Annotated in this window: 10 protein-coding genes and 1 tRNA gene; 7 read left to right on the top strand and 4 right to left on the bottom strand. The window is 67.9% G+C overall.

What is annotated here, in order from left to right; all coding sequences use genetic code 11:
• Positions 1-42: 42 nt before the first annotated feature.
• From galU to QCD70_RS15330, 6 genes are all read left to right on the top strand, one after another.
• The gene (gene galU / locus QCD70_RS15355) at positions 43-933 is read left to right on the top strand and encodes a UTP--glucose-1-phosphate uridylyltransferase GalU (RefSeq protein ID WP_301217832.1); all 891 of its coding nucleotides are present in this window, start codon (positions 43-45) and stop codon (positions 931-933) included.
• Between the two features lie 48 nt (positions 934-981).
• Positions 982-1,635 carry a GNAT family N-acetyltransferase gene (locus QCD70_RS15350; RefSeq protein ID WP_301217830.1) on the top strand — a complete coding sequence of 218 codons (654 nt, stop codon included), beginning with the start codon at positions 982-984 and terminating at the stop codon, positions 1,633-1,635.
• 87 nt (positions 1,636-1,722) lie between these two features.
• Positions 1,723-2,616: a hypothetical protein gene (locus tag QCD70_RS15345; RefSeq protein WP_301217827.1), complete on the top strand. Its 894-nt coding sequence runs from the start codon at positions 1,723-1,725 to the stop codon at positions 2,614-2,616.
• Between the two features lie 57 nt (positions 2,617-2,673).
• Positions 2,674-2,749 (top strand) — tRNA-Ala (locus QCD70_RS15340).
• A gap of 127 nt (positions 2,750-2,876) precedes the next feature.
• Positions 2,877-4,262 (top strand): magnesium chelatase, encoded by a 1,386-nt coding sequence (locus QCD70_RS15335; protein WP_301217824.1) that lies wholly within the window; start codon positions 2,877-2,879, stop codon positions 4,260-4,262.
• Positions 4,255-6,258 carry a vWA domain-containing protein gene (locus QCD70_RS15330; protein WP_301217821.1) on the top strand — a complete coding sequence of 668 codons (2,004 nt, stop codon included), beginning with the start codon at positions 4,255-4,257 and terminating at the stop codon, positions 6,256-6,258. The genes QCD70_RS15335 and QCD70_RS15330 overlap by 8 nt, the downstream gene beginning before the upstream one ends.
• A gap of 25 nt (positions 6,259-6,283) precedes the next feature.
• Here the strand turns inward: QCD70_RS15330 and QCD70_RS15325 are convergent, their stop codons facing one another.
• From QCD70_RS15325 to QCD70_RS15310, 4 genes are read right to left on the bottom strand one after another with little or no spacing between them, the layout of a single operon-like run.
• On the bottom strand, positions 6,284-7,144 hold the full coding sequence (locus QCD70_RS15325; protein WP_301217818.1) for an Fpg/Nei family DNA glycosylase: 861 nt from the start codon (positions 7,142-7,144) through the stop codon (positions 6,284-6,286).
• Between the two features lie 44 nt (positions 7,145-7,188).
• Positions 7,189-10,596, bottom strand: coding sequence for an error-prone DNA polymerase (locus QCD70_RS15320; protein ID WP_301217816.1), 3,408 nt, complete (start codon positions 10,594-10,596; stop codon positions 7,189-7,191).
• Between the two features lie 12 nt (positions 10,597-10,608).
• Complete coding sequence (locus QCD70_RS15315) at positions 10,609-12,153, bottom strand: DNA polymerase Y family protein (protein WP_301217814.1); 1,545 nt, start codon at positions 12,151-12,153, stop codon at positions 10,609-10,611.
• A complete protein-coding gene (locus QCD70_RS15310) occupies positions 12,150-12,788 on the bottom strand; it encodes a hypothetical protein (RefSeq protein ID WP_301217811.1) in 639 nt (212 codons plus the stop codon). The genes QCD70_RS15315 and QCD70_RS15310 overlap by 4 nt, the downstream gene beginning before the upstream one ends.
• Positions 12,789-12,879: 91 nt before the next feature.
• Between QCD70_RS15310 and QCD70_RS15305 the strand changes: the two genes are divergently transcribed.
• The gene (locus QCD70_RS15305) at positions 12,880-15,474 is read left to right on the top strand and encodes a DEAD/DEAH box helicase (protein ID WP_301217808.1); all 2,595 of its coding nucleotides are present in this window, start codon (positions 12,880-12,882) and stop codon (positions 15,472-15,474) included.
• Positions 15,475-15,914: the final 440 nt, after the last annotated feature.

Genomic DNA, 15,914 nt, shown 5'->3' with positions numbered 1-15,914 from the left:
ATCCGGCGCGCCGACCGCTCGGCATTGGATAGCCTTATGCCCATGGGGATCAAGATCACAAAAGCCGTCATTCCTGCAGCCGGATTGGGAACGCGTTTCCTGCCCGCGACCAAGGCGCTGCCTAAAGAGATGCTGCCCGTCGTCGACAAGCCGGCCATCCAGTACGTCGTGGAGGAGGCCGTGAAGGCAGGACTCGACGACATCCTCGTCGTCACGGGCCGCAACAAGCACGCCCTGGCGAACCACTTCGACCGCGTCACCGAGCTCGAGGCGACCCTCGAGTCCAAGGGTGACGGCAACAAGCTGCGCATGGTCAACGAGGCCACAGCACTCGCCGAGATGCACTACGTGCGCCAGGGCGACCCCCGCGGACTCGGCCACGCCGTCTCGCGCGCACGCATGCACGTCGGACACCAGCCCTTCGCCGTTCTCCTCGGAGATGACCTGATCGATGCCCGCGACGAGTTGCTGTCGCGCATGATCGAGGTCGCCGAGACCCGCACGGCCAGCGTCGTCGCTCTGCTCGAGGTCGACCCGTCGGTGGTGCACATGTACGGCGTGGCATCGATCGAGGAGACCGACGAAGACGACGTGGTGCGCATCACCGGCCTCGTCGAGAAGCCCTCCGCAGAAGACGCCCCTTCGAACTACGCCGTGATCGGCCGCTACGTGCTGCAGCCCGAGGTCTTCGACGTGCTCGAGAACACCGCACCGGGCAAGGGCAACGAGATCCAGCTCACCGATGCTCTGGAGACCCTCGCGGCGGACACGTCGATCGCGGGTGGCGTGTACGGGGTGGTGTTCCGTGGTCGCCGGTACGATACCGGAGACAAGCTCGACTACATCAAGGCCATCATCCAGTTGGCGAGCGACCGCGACGACCTGGGCACCGACCTCCGACCCTGGCTCAAGGAGTACGCCAAGGGCCTGTAGTCGCCCCGAAGATCCACCACCACGCAGAAGGAATGACTGTCACCGCCGATGTTTGTTCCCACCCTGTCCGACGGTCCGATCGTCATCCGCCCCATCCGGGTGCGTGACGCGCGGGCGCTCGAACGCGAACTCATGGACAACCGCGGCTGGCTGCGCAAGTGGGAGGCGACCAACCCGCACGGCCCGATGTCCTTCGACACGCGGGCGAGCATCCGGTCTCTGCAGAGCAACGCGCGGGCCGGCTACGGCCTGCCCTTCCTGATCGAGTACAACGGTGAGCTGGCGGGTCAGCTCAATGTGTCTTCGATCAGCTACGGGTCGGTGTCGTCGGCCAGCATCGGCTACTGGGTGTCCGAGCGGTTCGCGGGCAAGAACATCACGCCCACGGCGGTGGCGCTCGCCTCCGACTACGCGTTCTTCCAGGTGGGTCTCCATCGCATCGAGATCTGCATCCGGCCCGAGAACGGCCCCAGCCTTCGCGTCGTCGAGAAGCTCGGCTACCGCTACGAAGGCCTGCGGCGACGGTTCATCCACATCAACGGCGACTGGCGCGACCACTTCTGCTTCGCGCTCGTCTCCGAGGAGCTGCCGGTCGGCGTGCTCCGCAGGTGGAAGGACGGACGCGTTCCCGCGGGCGAGGGCACCGTGCCCCTCGTCGACCGGGAGGCCGCGCAGCGGGCGATCGAGACGCTCCCGCGCTGATCGCCTCAGCGCGAATTGGCTGCAGGCTCTTCGCGACACACGCAGGCAGACGGCCTCAACCGCTCCGCTCTCTCATACCGTAGAGGCATGACAACGGACTGGCTGGGCGGGGGCCTCATCATCGCTGTCGCAGCCGGGCTGTGGCTGATCTATTTCATGCCGACCTGGTCTCGGCGCCGCGAATACTTCGCGACCGAACGCAACGCGGTGCGCCTGCAGCAGACGCTGCGCATCCTCGCAGAGACGAGCGAGGTGCCCGACGAGATCCGGGTCGCTACCACGGCGCGCAGCGTCGCAGAGCAGCAGCGCTACCTGCGCCAGGTCTCGCAAGACGCCACGCCTGTCGCCATCCTCATCGCGGCCCGCATCAAGCGTTCGCGCGCTGTCACCACGGGCATCCTGCTGCTCTCGATCTCCGTCGCCGTGCTGGCCGGCTTCCAGATCTCCCTCGCGGGAGCCTGGGTCGTCGTCGCCATCGGCGCCTCGGTGGCCTCGCTCTGCGTGGTGATGCTCGGCAAGCTCGCCCGGGCCGGTCGTAGCCTGCGCCTCCCTGCGCCGAAGCTCACCGTGCACGATCAGACGCTCGTCGACCACGGCGGCTCGTTCCTCGAGGCCGAGCCTGTGCAGGTCGCCGCGCCGGTCGCCCCCAGCGAGTGGACTCCGATTCCTCTCCCGAAGCCCCTGTACGCCGCGCGCGTGTCCACTCCCGGGCTCGCCACGGCCCTGCCGTCCGTCGCGCGAGAGGTCTCGCTCGAGATCGAGGCCGATCTTCGTCGGGCCGCATCGGATGCCGAGAACGCCCTGCGCGCAGCAGCGTCCGCCGGGCCCGCGGTCGCTCCCATCGAGCTGCCGCTCGCACCCGTCGCCGAGCCGGTGGCGCCCCGCCCGCCCAGCCGTTTCGCATCCATGGGCATCGTCGACACCGACGACCGCTCGGGGCTCGACCTCGACGAGGTTCTCGCACGCCGCAGGGCAGGCTGACACCCCGCCCGGTTCGAAGTCGCTGCCGCGGTCGTGATAGTCTTCCAAGGCAGTTCCGGGGCATTGGCGCAGTTGGTAGCGCGCTTCGTTCGCATCGAAGAGGTCAGGAGTTCGAATCTCCTATGCTCCACCAGAACAGCACGAAAGAAGCCCCGACCACGGTCGGGGCTTCTTCTCGTTTCGGCCGTCTTCTCTCAACCTCGACAATTCACAGTCGCAGCAGGGACAGCACCGTCTGACGCGGGAGTAGCGTTGCAGAGATGACGCGTCCCCTCATCTCCACAGTCGGTCAGCTCAAGGCTTCGGGCCACGTGCAGAAGTCCCTTCGAGTCGAGATCCGCGACAACCTCCTGTCGGGTCTCCGCGAGGGCCGCGATCCCTGGCCGGGCCTCCACGGCTTCGAGGCCACGGTCATCCCGCAGCTCGAGCGGGCGCTCATCGCCGGGCACGACATCGTGCTGCTGGGCGAGCGCGGGCAGGGCAAGACCAGGCTCCTCCGCACGATGGTCGGCCTGCTCGACGAGTGGTCGCCCGTCATCGACGGATCCGAGCTCGGAGAGCATCCCTTCGAGCCCATCACCAGCCAGAGCATCCGTCGCGCCGACGAGCTCGGCGACGAATTGCCCGTCGCCTGGAGATCCCGCGACGAACGCTACGCAGAGAAGCTCGCGACTCCGGACACGTCCGTCGCCGACCTCATCGGTGATGTCGATCCGATGAAGGTGGCCGAGGGCCGGAGCCTCGGAGACCCCGAGACCATCCACTTCGGCCTCATCCCTCGAAGCCACCGCGGCATCGTCGCGATCAACGAGCTGCCCGACCTGGCGGAGCGCATCCAGGTGGCCATGCTCAACGTCATGGAGGAGCGCGACATCCAGATCCGCGGCTACGTGCTGCGGCTGCCGCTCGACGTTCTCGTGGTCGCCAGCGCGAACCCCGAGGACTACACCAACCGCGGCCGCATCATCACTCCGCTGAAAGACCGCTTCGGCGCCGAGATCCGCACGCACTACCCGCTCGAGCTGGCCGACGAGGTGTCGATCATCCGGCAGGAGTCCGACCTCGTCGCCGAGGTTCCCGACTACCTCGTCGAGATCCTCGCCCGTTTCACGCGGGCGCTCCGCGAGTCGGCATCCGTCGACCAGCGCAGCGGCGTGAGCGCCCGGTTCGCCATCGCCGGAGCGGAGACGATCGCTGCGGCGGCCATCCATCGCGCCACGCGGCAGGGCGAACCGGATGCCGTGGCCCGGCCCGTCGATCTGGAGACGGCTGTCGACGTGCTCGGCGGCAAGATCGAATTCGAGTCGGGGGAGGAGGGCCGGGAGGACGAGATCCTCGACCACCTTCTGCGACGAGCCACGGCCGAGACGGTGCACTCGTATCTGCGGGGCATCGACTTCAGGGCCCTCGTCTCCGCGGTCGAAGACGGCGCCGTGGTCACGACCGGCGAACAGGTCTCGGCACGAGAGTTCCTCGGCGGCCTGCCCGTGCTCGGCGAATCCGACCTGTACGACCAGATCACCGACCGGCTCGATGCGCGCACGGATGGGCAGCGTGCGGGCGCGATCGAACTCGCGCTCGAAGGCCTCTTCCTCGATCGCCGGATAAGCAAGGCGAGCGGCGGAGGCGAGACGATCTATGGCTAGAGCCAATCGACGGCTCACCCGGGCGTCGCGCTACGGCAAGTACGCCGGAGGGCCCGATCCGCTCGCGCCGCCCGTCGACGTGAGGCAGGCGCTCGACGCCATCGGGGAGGACGTGATGGCGGGATACTCTCCCGAGGCATCGCTCCGCGAGTTCCTCCGCCGGGGCACCGACGACAAGCCCGGGCTCGACGACCTCGCGCGCCGGGTCGCGGAGAGACGACGAGAACTCGCCTCGAAGCACAACCTCGACGGCACTCTTCAGGAAGTGAAGAGGCTGCTCGACAAGGCCGTGCTCGAAGAGCGCAAGCAGCTGGCCCGCGACGTCGACATGGACGACGACGCCCGAGCCCTCGCCGAGATGCAGCTCGGTGCCCTGCCGCCCTCCGCGGCGGCGGCCGTGACGGAGCTGAACGACTACGCATGGCGCAGCACGGAGGCACGGCAGGACTTCGAGCGCATCAAAGACCTGCTCGGCCGCGAGATGCTCGACCAGCGTTTCGCCGGCATGAAGCAAGCCCTCGAGAACGCCGACGACGAAGACAGGGCGGCCATCGCCGCCATGCTCGCCGACCTCACCGCGCTGCTCGACAGGCACGCGCGGGGCGAGGCCGATCAGCAGCAGTTCGACGAGTTCATGCAGGCTCACGGCGACTTCTTCCCCGAGAACCCCCGCACCGTCGACGAACTCATCGACGCCCTCGCCGAGCGCGCGGCGGCGGCCGCACGAATGCGCAATTCGATGAGCCAGGAGCAGCGCGACGAACTCGACGCACTCGCATCCCAGGCCTTCGGCTCGCCCGAGCTCGTGTCGTCGTTGGCCACCCTCGACGAGCAGCTGCAGTCTCTTCGACCAGAAGCCGACTGGCGCGGATCGGAGAGCATGAGCGGCTCCGAGAGCCTGGGCCTCGGCGACGGAACAGGCGTCTTCCAGGACATCGCCGAGCTCGACGCTCTGACCGAGCAGCTGGCCCAGGGCTACGGAGGATCGCGGCTGGATGATCTCGATCTCGATGCCCTCGCCCGTCAGCTCGGCGACGAGGCATCGGTGGATGCGCGCACCCTGAAGCAGCTCGAGACCGCGTTGCGCGACTCGGGAACGATGAAGCGGGCCTCCGACGGAACCCTGCGGATGACGCCGAAGGCCATGAGGCTGCTCGGCAAGTCCCTGCTGCGCGACGTCGCCACGCGACTGTCGGGGCGTCAGGGCGAGCGGGACGTGCGCCAGGCGGGTGCCGCCGGCGAGCTCTCCGGCGCCACGCGCGAGTGGGCGTTCGGCGACACCGAGCCGTGGGATGTGACGCGCACGATCACCAACGCCATCTCACGCACCGCGGGTGGCGGGGGAGCCGTCGGCCAGGGTGTGCGCATCGAGATCGGCGACGTGGAGGTGCAGGAGACCGAGGCGCGGACCCAGGCCTGCGTCGCCCTGCTGGTCGACACGTCGTTCTCGATGGCCATGGACGGTCGGTGGGTTCCGATGAAGCGCACCGCGCTGGCCCTGCACACCCTCGTGACCAGTCGCTTCCGCGGCGACGACCTGCAGCTCATCGCATTCGGTCGGCAGGCGGAGGTCATGGAGATCGAGCAGCTCACCGGCCTCGAGGCGGAGTACGAGAAGGGCACCAACCTGCATCACGCCCTTCTTCTCGCGAACCGGCACTTCCGCAAGCATCCCAACGCGCAACCCGTGCTGCTCATCGTGACCGACGGTGAACCCACCTCTCACCTGGAGTCGAGCGGAGAGGTGTTCTTCGACTACCCGCCGCACCCGCTCACCGTGGCGTATGCCGTGCGCGAGCTCGAGAACTCCATGCGGCTGGGGGCATCGACCACCTTCTTCAGGCTGGGCGAAGATCCGGGACTGGCCCGGTTCATCGACTCGATGGCCAAGCGTGTCGGCGGGCATGTCGTCTCCCCGGAGCTCGACGACCTCGGTGCTGCCGTGGTCGACTCCTACCTCGGATCTCGCCGTCCGGACTCGTCGTTCGGCTGGTGATGCTCGCGCCCTGAAGACGGAACGCCTACTTCAGCAGACGGGAGAGCACCCTGTCGGCCAGCGGCTTTCCGCCGGTCTGGCAGCTGGGGCAGTACTCGAGTGTGCGGTCGGCGAAGATGACCTGCCTCACGGTGTCGCCGCAGACGGGGCACTCCTCGCCGGCCCGACCGTGCACGCGCATCGCCGTCTTCTTCTCGCGCTTGAGATTCGACGCGCCGACTCCCTCGGACCGGTCGATCGCCGACTGAAGGGTCTCGCGCACGGCGTCGTAGAGCTCGGACGCCTCGTCGTCGTTCATCGCGGCCGGTTTGTAGGGCGACATTCGGGCGACGTGCAGGATCTCATCGGAGTAGGCGTTGCCGATGCCGGCGATGCGCGACTGATCGCGCAGCACACCCTTGATCTGCATGCGCCCCGCCGACGACAGGATGCCGCGGAAGGCCTCGCGGGTGAACGCCGCGTCGAGCGGATCGGGGCCGAGCCGCACGATCTGGGGAATCTCGTCGACGTGGCGAACGATCCAGATGGCGACGCTCTTCTTCGTTCCCGCCTCGGTGATGTCGAAGCCGGAACCGTCGTCGAGGACCAGCCGTGCGGTGAGCGGGCCCGACGACGGCTTCGTTCGGGGAGGGGGTTCGGAATCGCGCCAGCGGATCCAGCCGGCACGGGCCAGGTGCAGCACGAGATGCACCTCTCCGATGCCGAGGTCGAGGAACTTTCCGTGTCGGGCGATCGATTCGACGACCTGGCCGTTGAGGCTCGAGACAGGCGGGTCGAAGGTCTTGAGGGCCGAGAACGACACCATGTCGAGACGGGCCACGGTGCGACCGAGCAGGCGGGCGCCCAGATCGGCGACGAGCGCGTGGACCTCGGGGAGTTCTGGCACGCACCCAGTCTCGCTCCAGCCCCCGACATTCGTCTACGGTGCGGTCACCGGAAGTCTCGCGATCGGGTGCGCGTCTGCAGCGGAAGCTCCTCGAACCGATCGGCCACCACGTTGATGATGCCCTCGGGCGATCGCTCGAGGATGCCTCTCACGACGAGGGCGGGGGACTCGCGCGCGAGCCGTCGATAGCGATTCCACACGCCCGTGCTGACGACGACGTTGAGCATGCCGGTCTCGTCTTCGAGGTTCATGAAGATGATTCCGCCGGCCGTCTGAGGGCGCTGGCGGTGGGTGACGGCTCCGCCGGCGAAGATCCGTCGGCCCGTCTCGGCGCGTGCCAGAGCCGAGATGGGCGAGACGCCGCGGGCGGTCAGAGCGGCGCGGGCCTGGCTGATCGGGTGGTCGTCAGGCGAGATTCCCGTCGACCAGATGTCGTAGGCCAGGCGTTCGGTCGACGAGAGAACGGGAAGCAGCGGCGGTTGCACGCTGACAGACGAGCCCTCCAGCTGGTCTGCGCGTTCCTTCGACGCCTCTCCGGCCTGCCAGAACGCCTCGCGCCGGCTGACGCCCAGCGAGTCGAATGCCCCTGCGGCGGCGAGGGCTTCCAGCTGCTCCGTGGTCAGCCCCACCCTGCGCGACAGGTCGGCGAGGTCGACGTAGTCGCCGGACCGGGTGCGCTCGTCGACGATGCGTCGCGCGAGATCGGCGCCGATTCCGGTGACCCCCGCGAGTCCGAGGCGCACGGCGAAGCGTCCGTCGCGCCGATGCATCGCCGAGAGATCGGGAGCGCCACGATCGAACGGGCCGACCGGCGGCTGGTTCGGATCGCAGCACTCCGCCCTCGGGTCGCGGTGCGCTGCTAGGTGCGGATCGATGGCCTCGAGCGTCGCGTCGGGCAGAGACGACTGGATGCTCGGTCGCCGCACGTCGACGCCGTGCCGTCGTGCGTCTGCCGTGAGCGTGAGAGGGGAGTAGAACCCCATGGGCTGAGCCCGCAGGAGCGCCGCGAGGAAGGCTGCCGGGTAGTGCAGCTTGAGCCAGGCGCTGGCGTAGACCAGCAGGGCGAAGCTGAGCGCGTGGCTCTCGGCGAAGCCGAAATTGGCGAAGGCCTGGATGCGCGCGTAGATGTCCTCGCTCGTCTCGATGTCGAGGCCGTTGCGCGCCATCCCCTCGAACAGGGTGGCCTTCAGCGACTCGATCTTCTCGACGCCGCGCTTGGACCCCATCGCCCGCCGCAGCAGATCGGCGTCGGCGGGCGAGCAGCCTCCGACGGCCATGGCCATCTGCATCAACTGCTCCTGGAAGAGCGGCACCCCGAGCGTGCGCTCCAGCACGGGCTCGAGCAGGGGATGCGGATAGCTGACCGCCTCTTCTCCCGTCTTGCGCCGCAGATACGGATGCACGGCGCCTCCCTGGATCGGTCCCGGCCTGATGAGCGCGATCTCGATGACCAGGTCGTAGTAACGACGGGGGAGAAGGCGCGGCAGGGTTCCCATCTGGGCGCGGCTCTCGACCTGGAACACACCCACGGCGTCGGCGCGGCACAGCATGTCGTAGACCCCCGCCTCCTCTTTCGGAATGCTGTCGAGATCCCACATCTCTCCGGTGTGCTCGGCGACGAGATCGAAGGTGTACTGCAGGGCCGCCAGGATTCCGAGGCCGAGCAGATCGAACTTGACCAGGCCCATCCACGCGCAGTCGTCCTTGTCCCACTGCAGGACTGTGCGGTTCTCCATGCGGGCGTGCTCGATGGGCACGACCTCGCCCACGGGATTCTCGGTCAGTACCATTCCTCCGGAATGGATGCCCAGATGCCTCGGCGCCTTGAGAAGCTGCTGTGCGAGCTCGGTCACGGCATCCGGGATGTCGTGGTCGTGGGACTCGGTCAGGGTGCCCCAGCGCTCGATCTGCCGTGACCACGCGTCTTGCTGCCCCTGGCTGTAGCCGAGCGCCTTCGCGACGTCGCGTACGGCGTTCTTGGGTCGGTAGCTGATGACGTTGGCGACCTGGGCGGCGTTGCGTCGCCCGTAGCGTTCGTACACGTACTGGATGACCTCCTCGCGCCTGTCGGAATCGAAGTCGACGTCGATGTCGGGTTCTTCTTCGCGTAGGGCCGACAGAAACCGCTCGAAGGGAAGGCCGCGGGCGATCGAGTCGACAGCCGTGATGCCGAGAACGTAGCAGACCGCCGAGTTGGCAGCAGACCCTCGGCCCTGGCAGAGGATGCCTCGGCCGCGGGCGAAGCCGACGATGTCTTCGACGATCAGGAAGTAGCCCGGGAAGTCCTTCTCCTCGATGACGGCGAGTTCTCGTTCGAGCCTCTCGTGCACTGCCGGGGTCGCATTCGGGTAGCGCCTCTCCGCTCCACGGCGCACGAGCTCGCGAAGCCAGGTGATGGGGGTGTGCCCGGCCGGCACGTCGAGCTTGGGCAGATTCGGGCGCGCCGAACGCAGCGAGAACGACAGATCGGCCGCCACGTCGACAGTGCGCTCGACCGCTCCGGGAAAGCGGGCGAACCGCGCCGCCATCTCGGCGCCGCTGCGCAGGTGCGCGTAGTCGGTGGCGGGCAGCCAGCCGTCCATCTCGTCGAGGCTGCGGCGGGCCCGGATCGCGGCGAGGGCGGAGGCCAGGGGATGCGCGTCCGGAGCCGCGTAGTGCACATTGTTGGTGGCGATCACGGGCAGACCGGAGCGCCGTGCCAGGTCTGCGAGCGAGTCGTTGATGCTCGAGGCCAGAGGATCTCCGTGGTCGAAGAGTTCGACGGCCACGTTGTCGTGGCCGAAGAGGTCGATGAGACGACCGAGCTCACGGCCGGCGCCCGCGACCCCCTCGCTCTGGAGGGCGCGTCTCACGGCACCCTTTCGACATCCCGTCAGCACCAGCCAGGAGTTCTGCGCCGACTGGGACAGCTCGTCGAGCGAATAGACGGGGTGCCCTTTCTCCGCCCCCGGCGAGAGTTGCGCCTGGGTGATCGCCCCGGCCAGACGGTGGTAGCCGGCCTCCTTGCGGGCGAGGACGACGAGGTGGTCTCCCTCGGGATCGGCCACGCCGTTCTGGGGAGCCACGAGGCCCAGCGAGAGCTCGGCTCCGAAGACGGTCGCGAGGTCGAGCCGTTCTGCAGCCTCCGCCATTCGAACGATTCCATAGAGGCCGTCGTGGTCGGTGAGGCCGAGGCCGCTCAGGCCCAGCCGCACCGCCTCCTCGACCAGGTGCTCGGGCGACGAGGCGCCGTCGAGAAAGCTGTAGTTGGAATGCACATGCAGCTCGGCGTAGGGCACGACTGTTCCCGATGGTCGATCGGCGAGGGGTGTCGGTTCATATGGCGCGCGCTTGCGCGACCATGCCGGGCTGTCGCCACCGTCGGCGCCGTGCGGGCGCTCATCGCGCCTCGCCGCTCCCGACGCGATCCGTTCGAACTCCGACCAGGGGATGGGCGGATTGGTCCACTTCACAGCGTGCTCCGTCTAGTCGTACCGGGCCTCAGCGGCCCAGGCGTGGTCTTCGAGAATCAGCAGCCAGGCCATGCCCGTGGAATCGATCATCTGGAAGCGTGCGGCGCTCCGGCGCGTGTCGGCGTCCCACCAGCGCTGATGCACGGGCCAGGGGCCGGCCCAGGCGGAGATCGTGAGCGGAGGGGCCTGATCGAATGCCATCCAGACAGGGGCGGTGTTCGTCGTTCCCCGCGCGTCGACGTCGACCGGTTCGCCGAGGGCGCCGCGCACCTCGGCGGGACGAGGCTGGCTGAACACCGTCGCAGGTGCGGGCGGGGGGATGCTGCCCGGCCAGGGAAGAGCGCGCTGCGTCTTGGGCGACTCGTCGCCCCAGGGAACGAGCACGCGTCTCTCTGCCAGGAACCGGCCGCCGCCCAGAGAGGGAGTCGATACCGCCCCGTGGCCGAGCAGGCTGCTCAATCGCGCCAGGGCGTGATGCACGCGCTCGTCGAGAGACGTTCCCCAGAGCCCGGCCTCGTGGTTCGTGCTCGCATCGACTCGAGAAGGAGCGATCTCTATGCGTTCGACGGGAGCCGACGGCCCCGCGGCGGCTCCGCCCGAACCCTGCAGCTGCCAGCGCACGCGATCGACCACATCGGCCGCCGAGAAATGGTGGGGATGCGACCAAGAGCGTTCGCTGTGGTCGCCGGACTCGCTGGTGACCGTGATGCGCAGGGCGGTGCAGACCAGGCCGGCGTGCGCGAGCCGTGCGATCATCGATTCGGCCTCCGCTCGAACTCCGAAGGCGATCTGGTCGACGCGGTCGAGAGCCGGCTCGAACGCGACGTCGGCTCCGAAGTCGGCCTCGGGGGCGTGTTCGGCTCCCGAGAGCCGATCGGTGGCGGATGCCCGGGCGTGCGCACGCAGGCCGGCCTCGGCGAATCGCACCCCGACGGCCGTTCGGTCGAGGGCGGCGAAATCGCCCAGGACGTGCAGACCCAGTCGACGTAGCACCGGTACGAGTGCGGCGTCGTCGAGCGTGGAGATGGGGAGAGGGGCAAGGAAGCTCTGCGTGGTACCGGGGTCGATGATGCGAACGGGAGCCGACTCCTGCGTGCGCAGGGCCGCCTGTTCGGCCCCGAACGGGCTGTCGGCGATGCCGACGCGCGCCGAGGCGACGCTCTCGGTCAGTGCCTGTCGAATGGTGGACGCCGCCTGCTGCTCGCCCCCGTAGAAGCGGGCAGGACCGCGTGCTCGAATGGCGCACAGCCCCGGGCGCAGGATGCGAACGCCGGGAACGAGTTCTTCGATCACGGTGACGACATGCTCGAATGCCCGGGCGTCTGCCTGCGCGTCGTAGGGCGCGACGAGCAGCTCGGGGCAACGGAGCTGGGCCTCTCGAACAGCGAGGCCCCGGCGCACTCCGGCGGCTCGAGCGAGTGACGAGCAGGCGAAGACCGTTCCGCGGTCGATCAGGGCTATCGGCAGCTCGTCGGTCAGCTCGAGGTTTCGGCGCGCGGCGACGATCGGCCAGTCGGGCACCCAGACCACGATGACTCGCGAACTCGAGACGTTCATCGGATCGTGCCCGCCGGAATGCGGAGCTCTGATCGGCGGGGTGCGCCCGCTCTCTGGCCTTGGCGGACTTCGACGTCGAGGCGACGATCGGCGAGGTGCCCATGGCCGTCGCCCAGGCCCGTCCACGACGACGAGACGACTCGGATCTCGGACTCCGGCTGGGGCCAGTCGCCCAGAACGAGCATGGTGGATCGCGCCTGTCGCAGTCGGGCGGAGAGCCGCGACGATTCTGACGCCGAGATGCGAGTCGGGGGCCGCGCGATCACGAGGCCGAGCACATCGGCCATCGCGCCGACCGTCGACATCCATCGCTCGCCCGGGTCGGAGACCCAGACGAGCCGATCGAGATCGATGCCCCAGCCGGCGGCGGCTTCGAGGCCCAGGTCGGGAACGTCGAGCACCCCGCACCACTCGCCCTGCTGCGACGCGGCGGCGACGAGAGCGAGTGCCAGAGAGGTAGCACCCGTGAGCGAGTAGACCGTTCCGCGACGCAGGCCGCGGCCCAGAACCCCGCGCATCATCGGGAGCAGGGGGAATGCGTCGTCGTCGAGTCTGGTCGACTGCATCGACGAGATGCGCGCCTGCAGAGCCTGCCTCACCGAGGCCGGTGACTCCACAGCTGCGACCGAATTCATTCAGCAATATTCGAACATATGTTCGAACTTGTCAACGGGGTGACGGTGCCGGTTAGGCGCTCGGCCCTGCAGAGGGCAGGATCGATACATCATGACCGTGACTCTGCCCGAGGCCGCCGACAGCGACGACGACACCGAGCAGATCGGCGAGGCCGAAACCGCCTCGCTGTTGTCGCTGCTGCCCGAGGCCTTCGACGAGGACACGGTGTTCGGAGCCTTCGAGACCTGGGCGAGTTCCCGGGGCATCTCGTTGTACCCCGCCCAGGAGGAGGCGGTCATCGAGATCGTCTCCGGCGCCAACGTCATCCTGTCGACCCCCACCGGCACGGGCAAATCGCTCGTGGCCATCGGCGCGCACGCCGCGGCCATCGTGCGGGGGCAGCGCAGCTACTACACGGCACCGATCAAGGCGCTCGTGAGTGAGAAGTTCTTCGCGCTCGTCGACGTGTTCGGGGCGGCCAACGTGGGCATGGTCACCGGCGATTCGTCGGTGAATCCGGATGCGCCCATCATCTGCTGCACCGCCGAGATCCTGGCGAATCTCTCCCTGCGCCACGGGGCCGACACCGACGTCGGCCAGGTCGTGATGGACGAGTTCCACTTCTACTCCGACCCGGAACGCGGGTGGGCCTGGCAGGTTCCGCTGCTCACACTGCCGAATGTGCAGTTCGTGCTCATGTCGGCCACGCTCGGCGACGTGACCTGGCTGGCCAAGGACCTGACGGCGCGAACGGGCCGGGAGACGGCGGTGGTCACAGGGGTGGAGCGGCCGGTTCCGCTGCACTACTACTACGCCACGACGCCCGTGCAGGAGACCGTCGAAGAGCTGCTCGAGACGCATCAGGCGCCCGTCTACATCGTGCACTTCTCCCAGCTCGCAGCCCTCGAACGCGCCCAGGCCCTCACGAGCATCCGGGTTGCGACCAGGGAGCAGCGCGACGAGATCGCCGAGGTGATCGGCGGATTCAGGTTCACGACGGCCTTCGGGCGCACCCTCAATCGACTCATCCGCTCGGGCATCGGCGTGCATCATGCGGGCATGCTCCCGAAGTACCGCCGCCTCGTCGAGCAGCTCGCGCAGCGCGGGCTGCTCCGCGTCATCTGCGGAACGGACACGCTCGGCGTCGGCATCAACGTGCCCATCAGAACCGTGCTCCTCACGGCACTCACCAAGTTCGACGGCACCCGGATGCGCCAGCTCAACGCACGGGAGTTCCACCAGATAGCGGGTCGCGCCGGGCGGGCGGGCTACGACACCGCCGGCACCGTCGTGGTGCAGGCCCCGGAGCACGAGACCGAGAACCTCAAGGCGATCGCCAAGGCCGGCGACGATCCGAAGAAGAAGCGCAAGATCGTCAAGAAGCGCGCGCCGGAAGGCTTCGTCTCCTGGGGCGAGCCCAGCTTCCTGCGGCTCGTCGACGCCGAACCCGAGACGCTGTCATCGAGCATGCAGGTGAGCCATTCGATGGTGCTCAACGTCATCGCCCGTGAGGGGGATGCCTTCCGCGAGTTCCGGGAGCTCATCGAGACGAGTCATGAACCTCGGTCGAAGCAGCTCGCGCATCTGCGCCAGGCGCTCGCGATCTACCGCACGCTGCGCACGGCCGAGGTGGTCACCCAGGTGCCGCAACCCGGGGGCGCGCCCGATCGCATCCGGCTCACCGTCGACCTGCAGCCGAATTTCGCACTCAACCAGCCGCTCTCGCCGTTCGCGCTCGCGGTCTTCGACCTGCTCGATCGAGACAGCGAGACCTACGTGCTCGACATGATCTCGGTGGTCGAGTCCACCCTCGAGAACCCCCGGCCGGTGCTGTCGGCGCAGCAGTTCCTCGCCCGCGGTGAGGCCGTGGCGTCGATGAAGGCGGAGGGAATCGAGTACGAGCAGCGCATGGAACTGCTCGAACAGGTGACGTGGCCCATGCCCCTGGAGGGTCTGCTCGGCGAGGCGTTCGAGACCTACAGCGCATCGCAGCCGTGGATCGGCGACTTCGAGCTGAAGCCCAAGTCGGTGGTCCGTGACCTCTACGAGCGGGCGATGACGTTCGGCGACTTCGTGAACTTCTACAAGCTCTCCCGCTCCGAAGGGCTTGTGCTGCGGTATCTTTCGGATGCGTTCCGCGCGGCCCGGCAGACGATTCCCGACGAGGCGAAGACCGACGAGTTGCAGGATCTCATCGAATGGCTCGGAGAACTCGTGCGCCAGGTCGACTCGAGCCTGCTCGACGAGTGGGAAGAGCTGATCAACCCGAGCGACGACGGCGGCAGTGTCGAGAATCCCGGCATCGTGCCGCCCGCGCCGCGACTGCTCACCTCGAACACACGGGCCTTCCGCATCCTCGTACGCAACGAGCTCTTCCGCCGGGTGCAGCTCGCCGCCCTCGAGAACTACGAGGCGCTCGGCGAACTCGATGCTGCAGCAGGCTTCGACTCCGAGGCCTGGGCGAGCGCCATGGACAACTACTTCGACGAGCACGACGAGCTGCTCACCGGTGCGGATGCGCGCAGCGCCGCGATGCTCATCATCGACGAGCGGCCGGGGGAGTGGTCGGTGCGCCAGATCTTCGACGATCCGGAGGGCGACCACGACTACGGAATCTCGGCCGTCGTCGACCTGGCCGAGTCCAACGAGCAGGGCGTCGCCGTCGTGCGCATCACCGCCGTCGACAACAGCCCGCGCGCTTCCTGAGCAGCGGCGCCCGTTCCCTGAGCCTGTCGTTCCTTGGGCTTGTCGTTCCCTGAGCCTGTCGAAGGGCGCCACTTCCGCGGAAATCCGGGGCCGTCAGCCGCGACACGCCCGGGCTGCACGGCAATTTTGACGAGCGCCCAGTGTTTCCGTAATGTTTCCTCTTGTCACCCCACAGGTGCGGAAAGCCGAAGAGCTTCCGGCCTCAAGCGGGACCATCCCATAGTTCCAGATCAGAGTCTATAAACGACTCCGCATCTTGTTCTAGGATGTAAACCTTCCCAGTCGAACGTCGTTTGGTTCGATTTGAAGCGCCTGATTTCGGTCTTGTCGCTCGAATCGCTCGATTTGACAAGAACTTCGATCGGGTCTAGGTTTGAGAAGTTGCCTCGATGTGATGCTGTGCCGGTTGGTGTGGTTGATGTCGGGTGCGTCCGATCCTT

The sequence above is a fragment of the Agreia sp. PsM10 genome (genome assembly GCF_030433855.1).
GTDB lineage: Bacteria > Actinomycetota > Actinomycetes > Actinomycetales > Microbacteriaceae > Agreia.
Note: the sequence above shows the minus strand (reverse complement) of the source record. Positions and strands in the feature narration are given on the sequence as shown.

Excerpts from the sequence above, each read along its gene's own strand:
- galU (WP_301217832.1), top strand. The coding sequence starts at position 43 with ATGGGGATCAAGATCACAAAAGCCGTCATTCCTGCAGCCGGATTGGGA.
- QCD70_RS15350 (WP_301217830.1), top strand. The coding sequence starts at position 982 with ATGTTTGTTCCCACCCTGTCCGACGGTCCGATCGTCATCCGCCCCATC.
- QCD70_RS15315 (WP_301217814.1), bottom strand. The coding sequence starts at position 12,153 with ATGAACGTCTCGAGTTCGCGAGTCATCGTGGTCTGGGTGCCCGACTGG.
- QCD70_RS15345 (WP_301217827.1), top strand. The coding sequence starts at position 1,723 with ATGACAACGGACTGGCTGGGCGGGGGCCTCATCATCGCTGTCGCAGCC.
- QCD70_RS15310 (WP_301217811.1), bottom strand. The coding sequence starts at position 12,788 with ATGAATTCGGTCGCAGCTGTGGAGTCACCGGCCTCGGTGAGGCAGGCT.
- QCD70_RS15305 (WP_301217808.1), top strand. The coding sequence starts at position 12,880 with ATGACCGTGACTCTGCCCGAGGCCGCCGACAGCGACGACGACACCGAG.
- QCD70_RS15330 (WP_301217821.1), top strand. The coding sequence starts at position 4,255 with ATGGCTAGAGCCAATCGACGGCTCACCCGGGCGTCGCGCTACGGCAAG.
- QCD70_RS15335 (WP_301217824.1), top strand. The coding sequence starts at position 2,877 with ATGACGCGTCCCCTCATCTCCACAGTCGGTCAGCTCAAGGCTTCGGGC.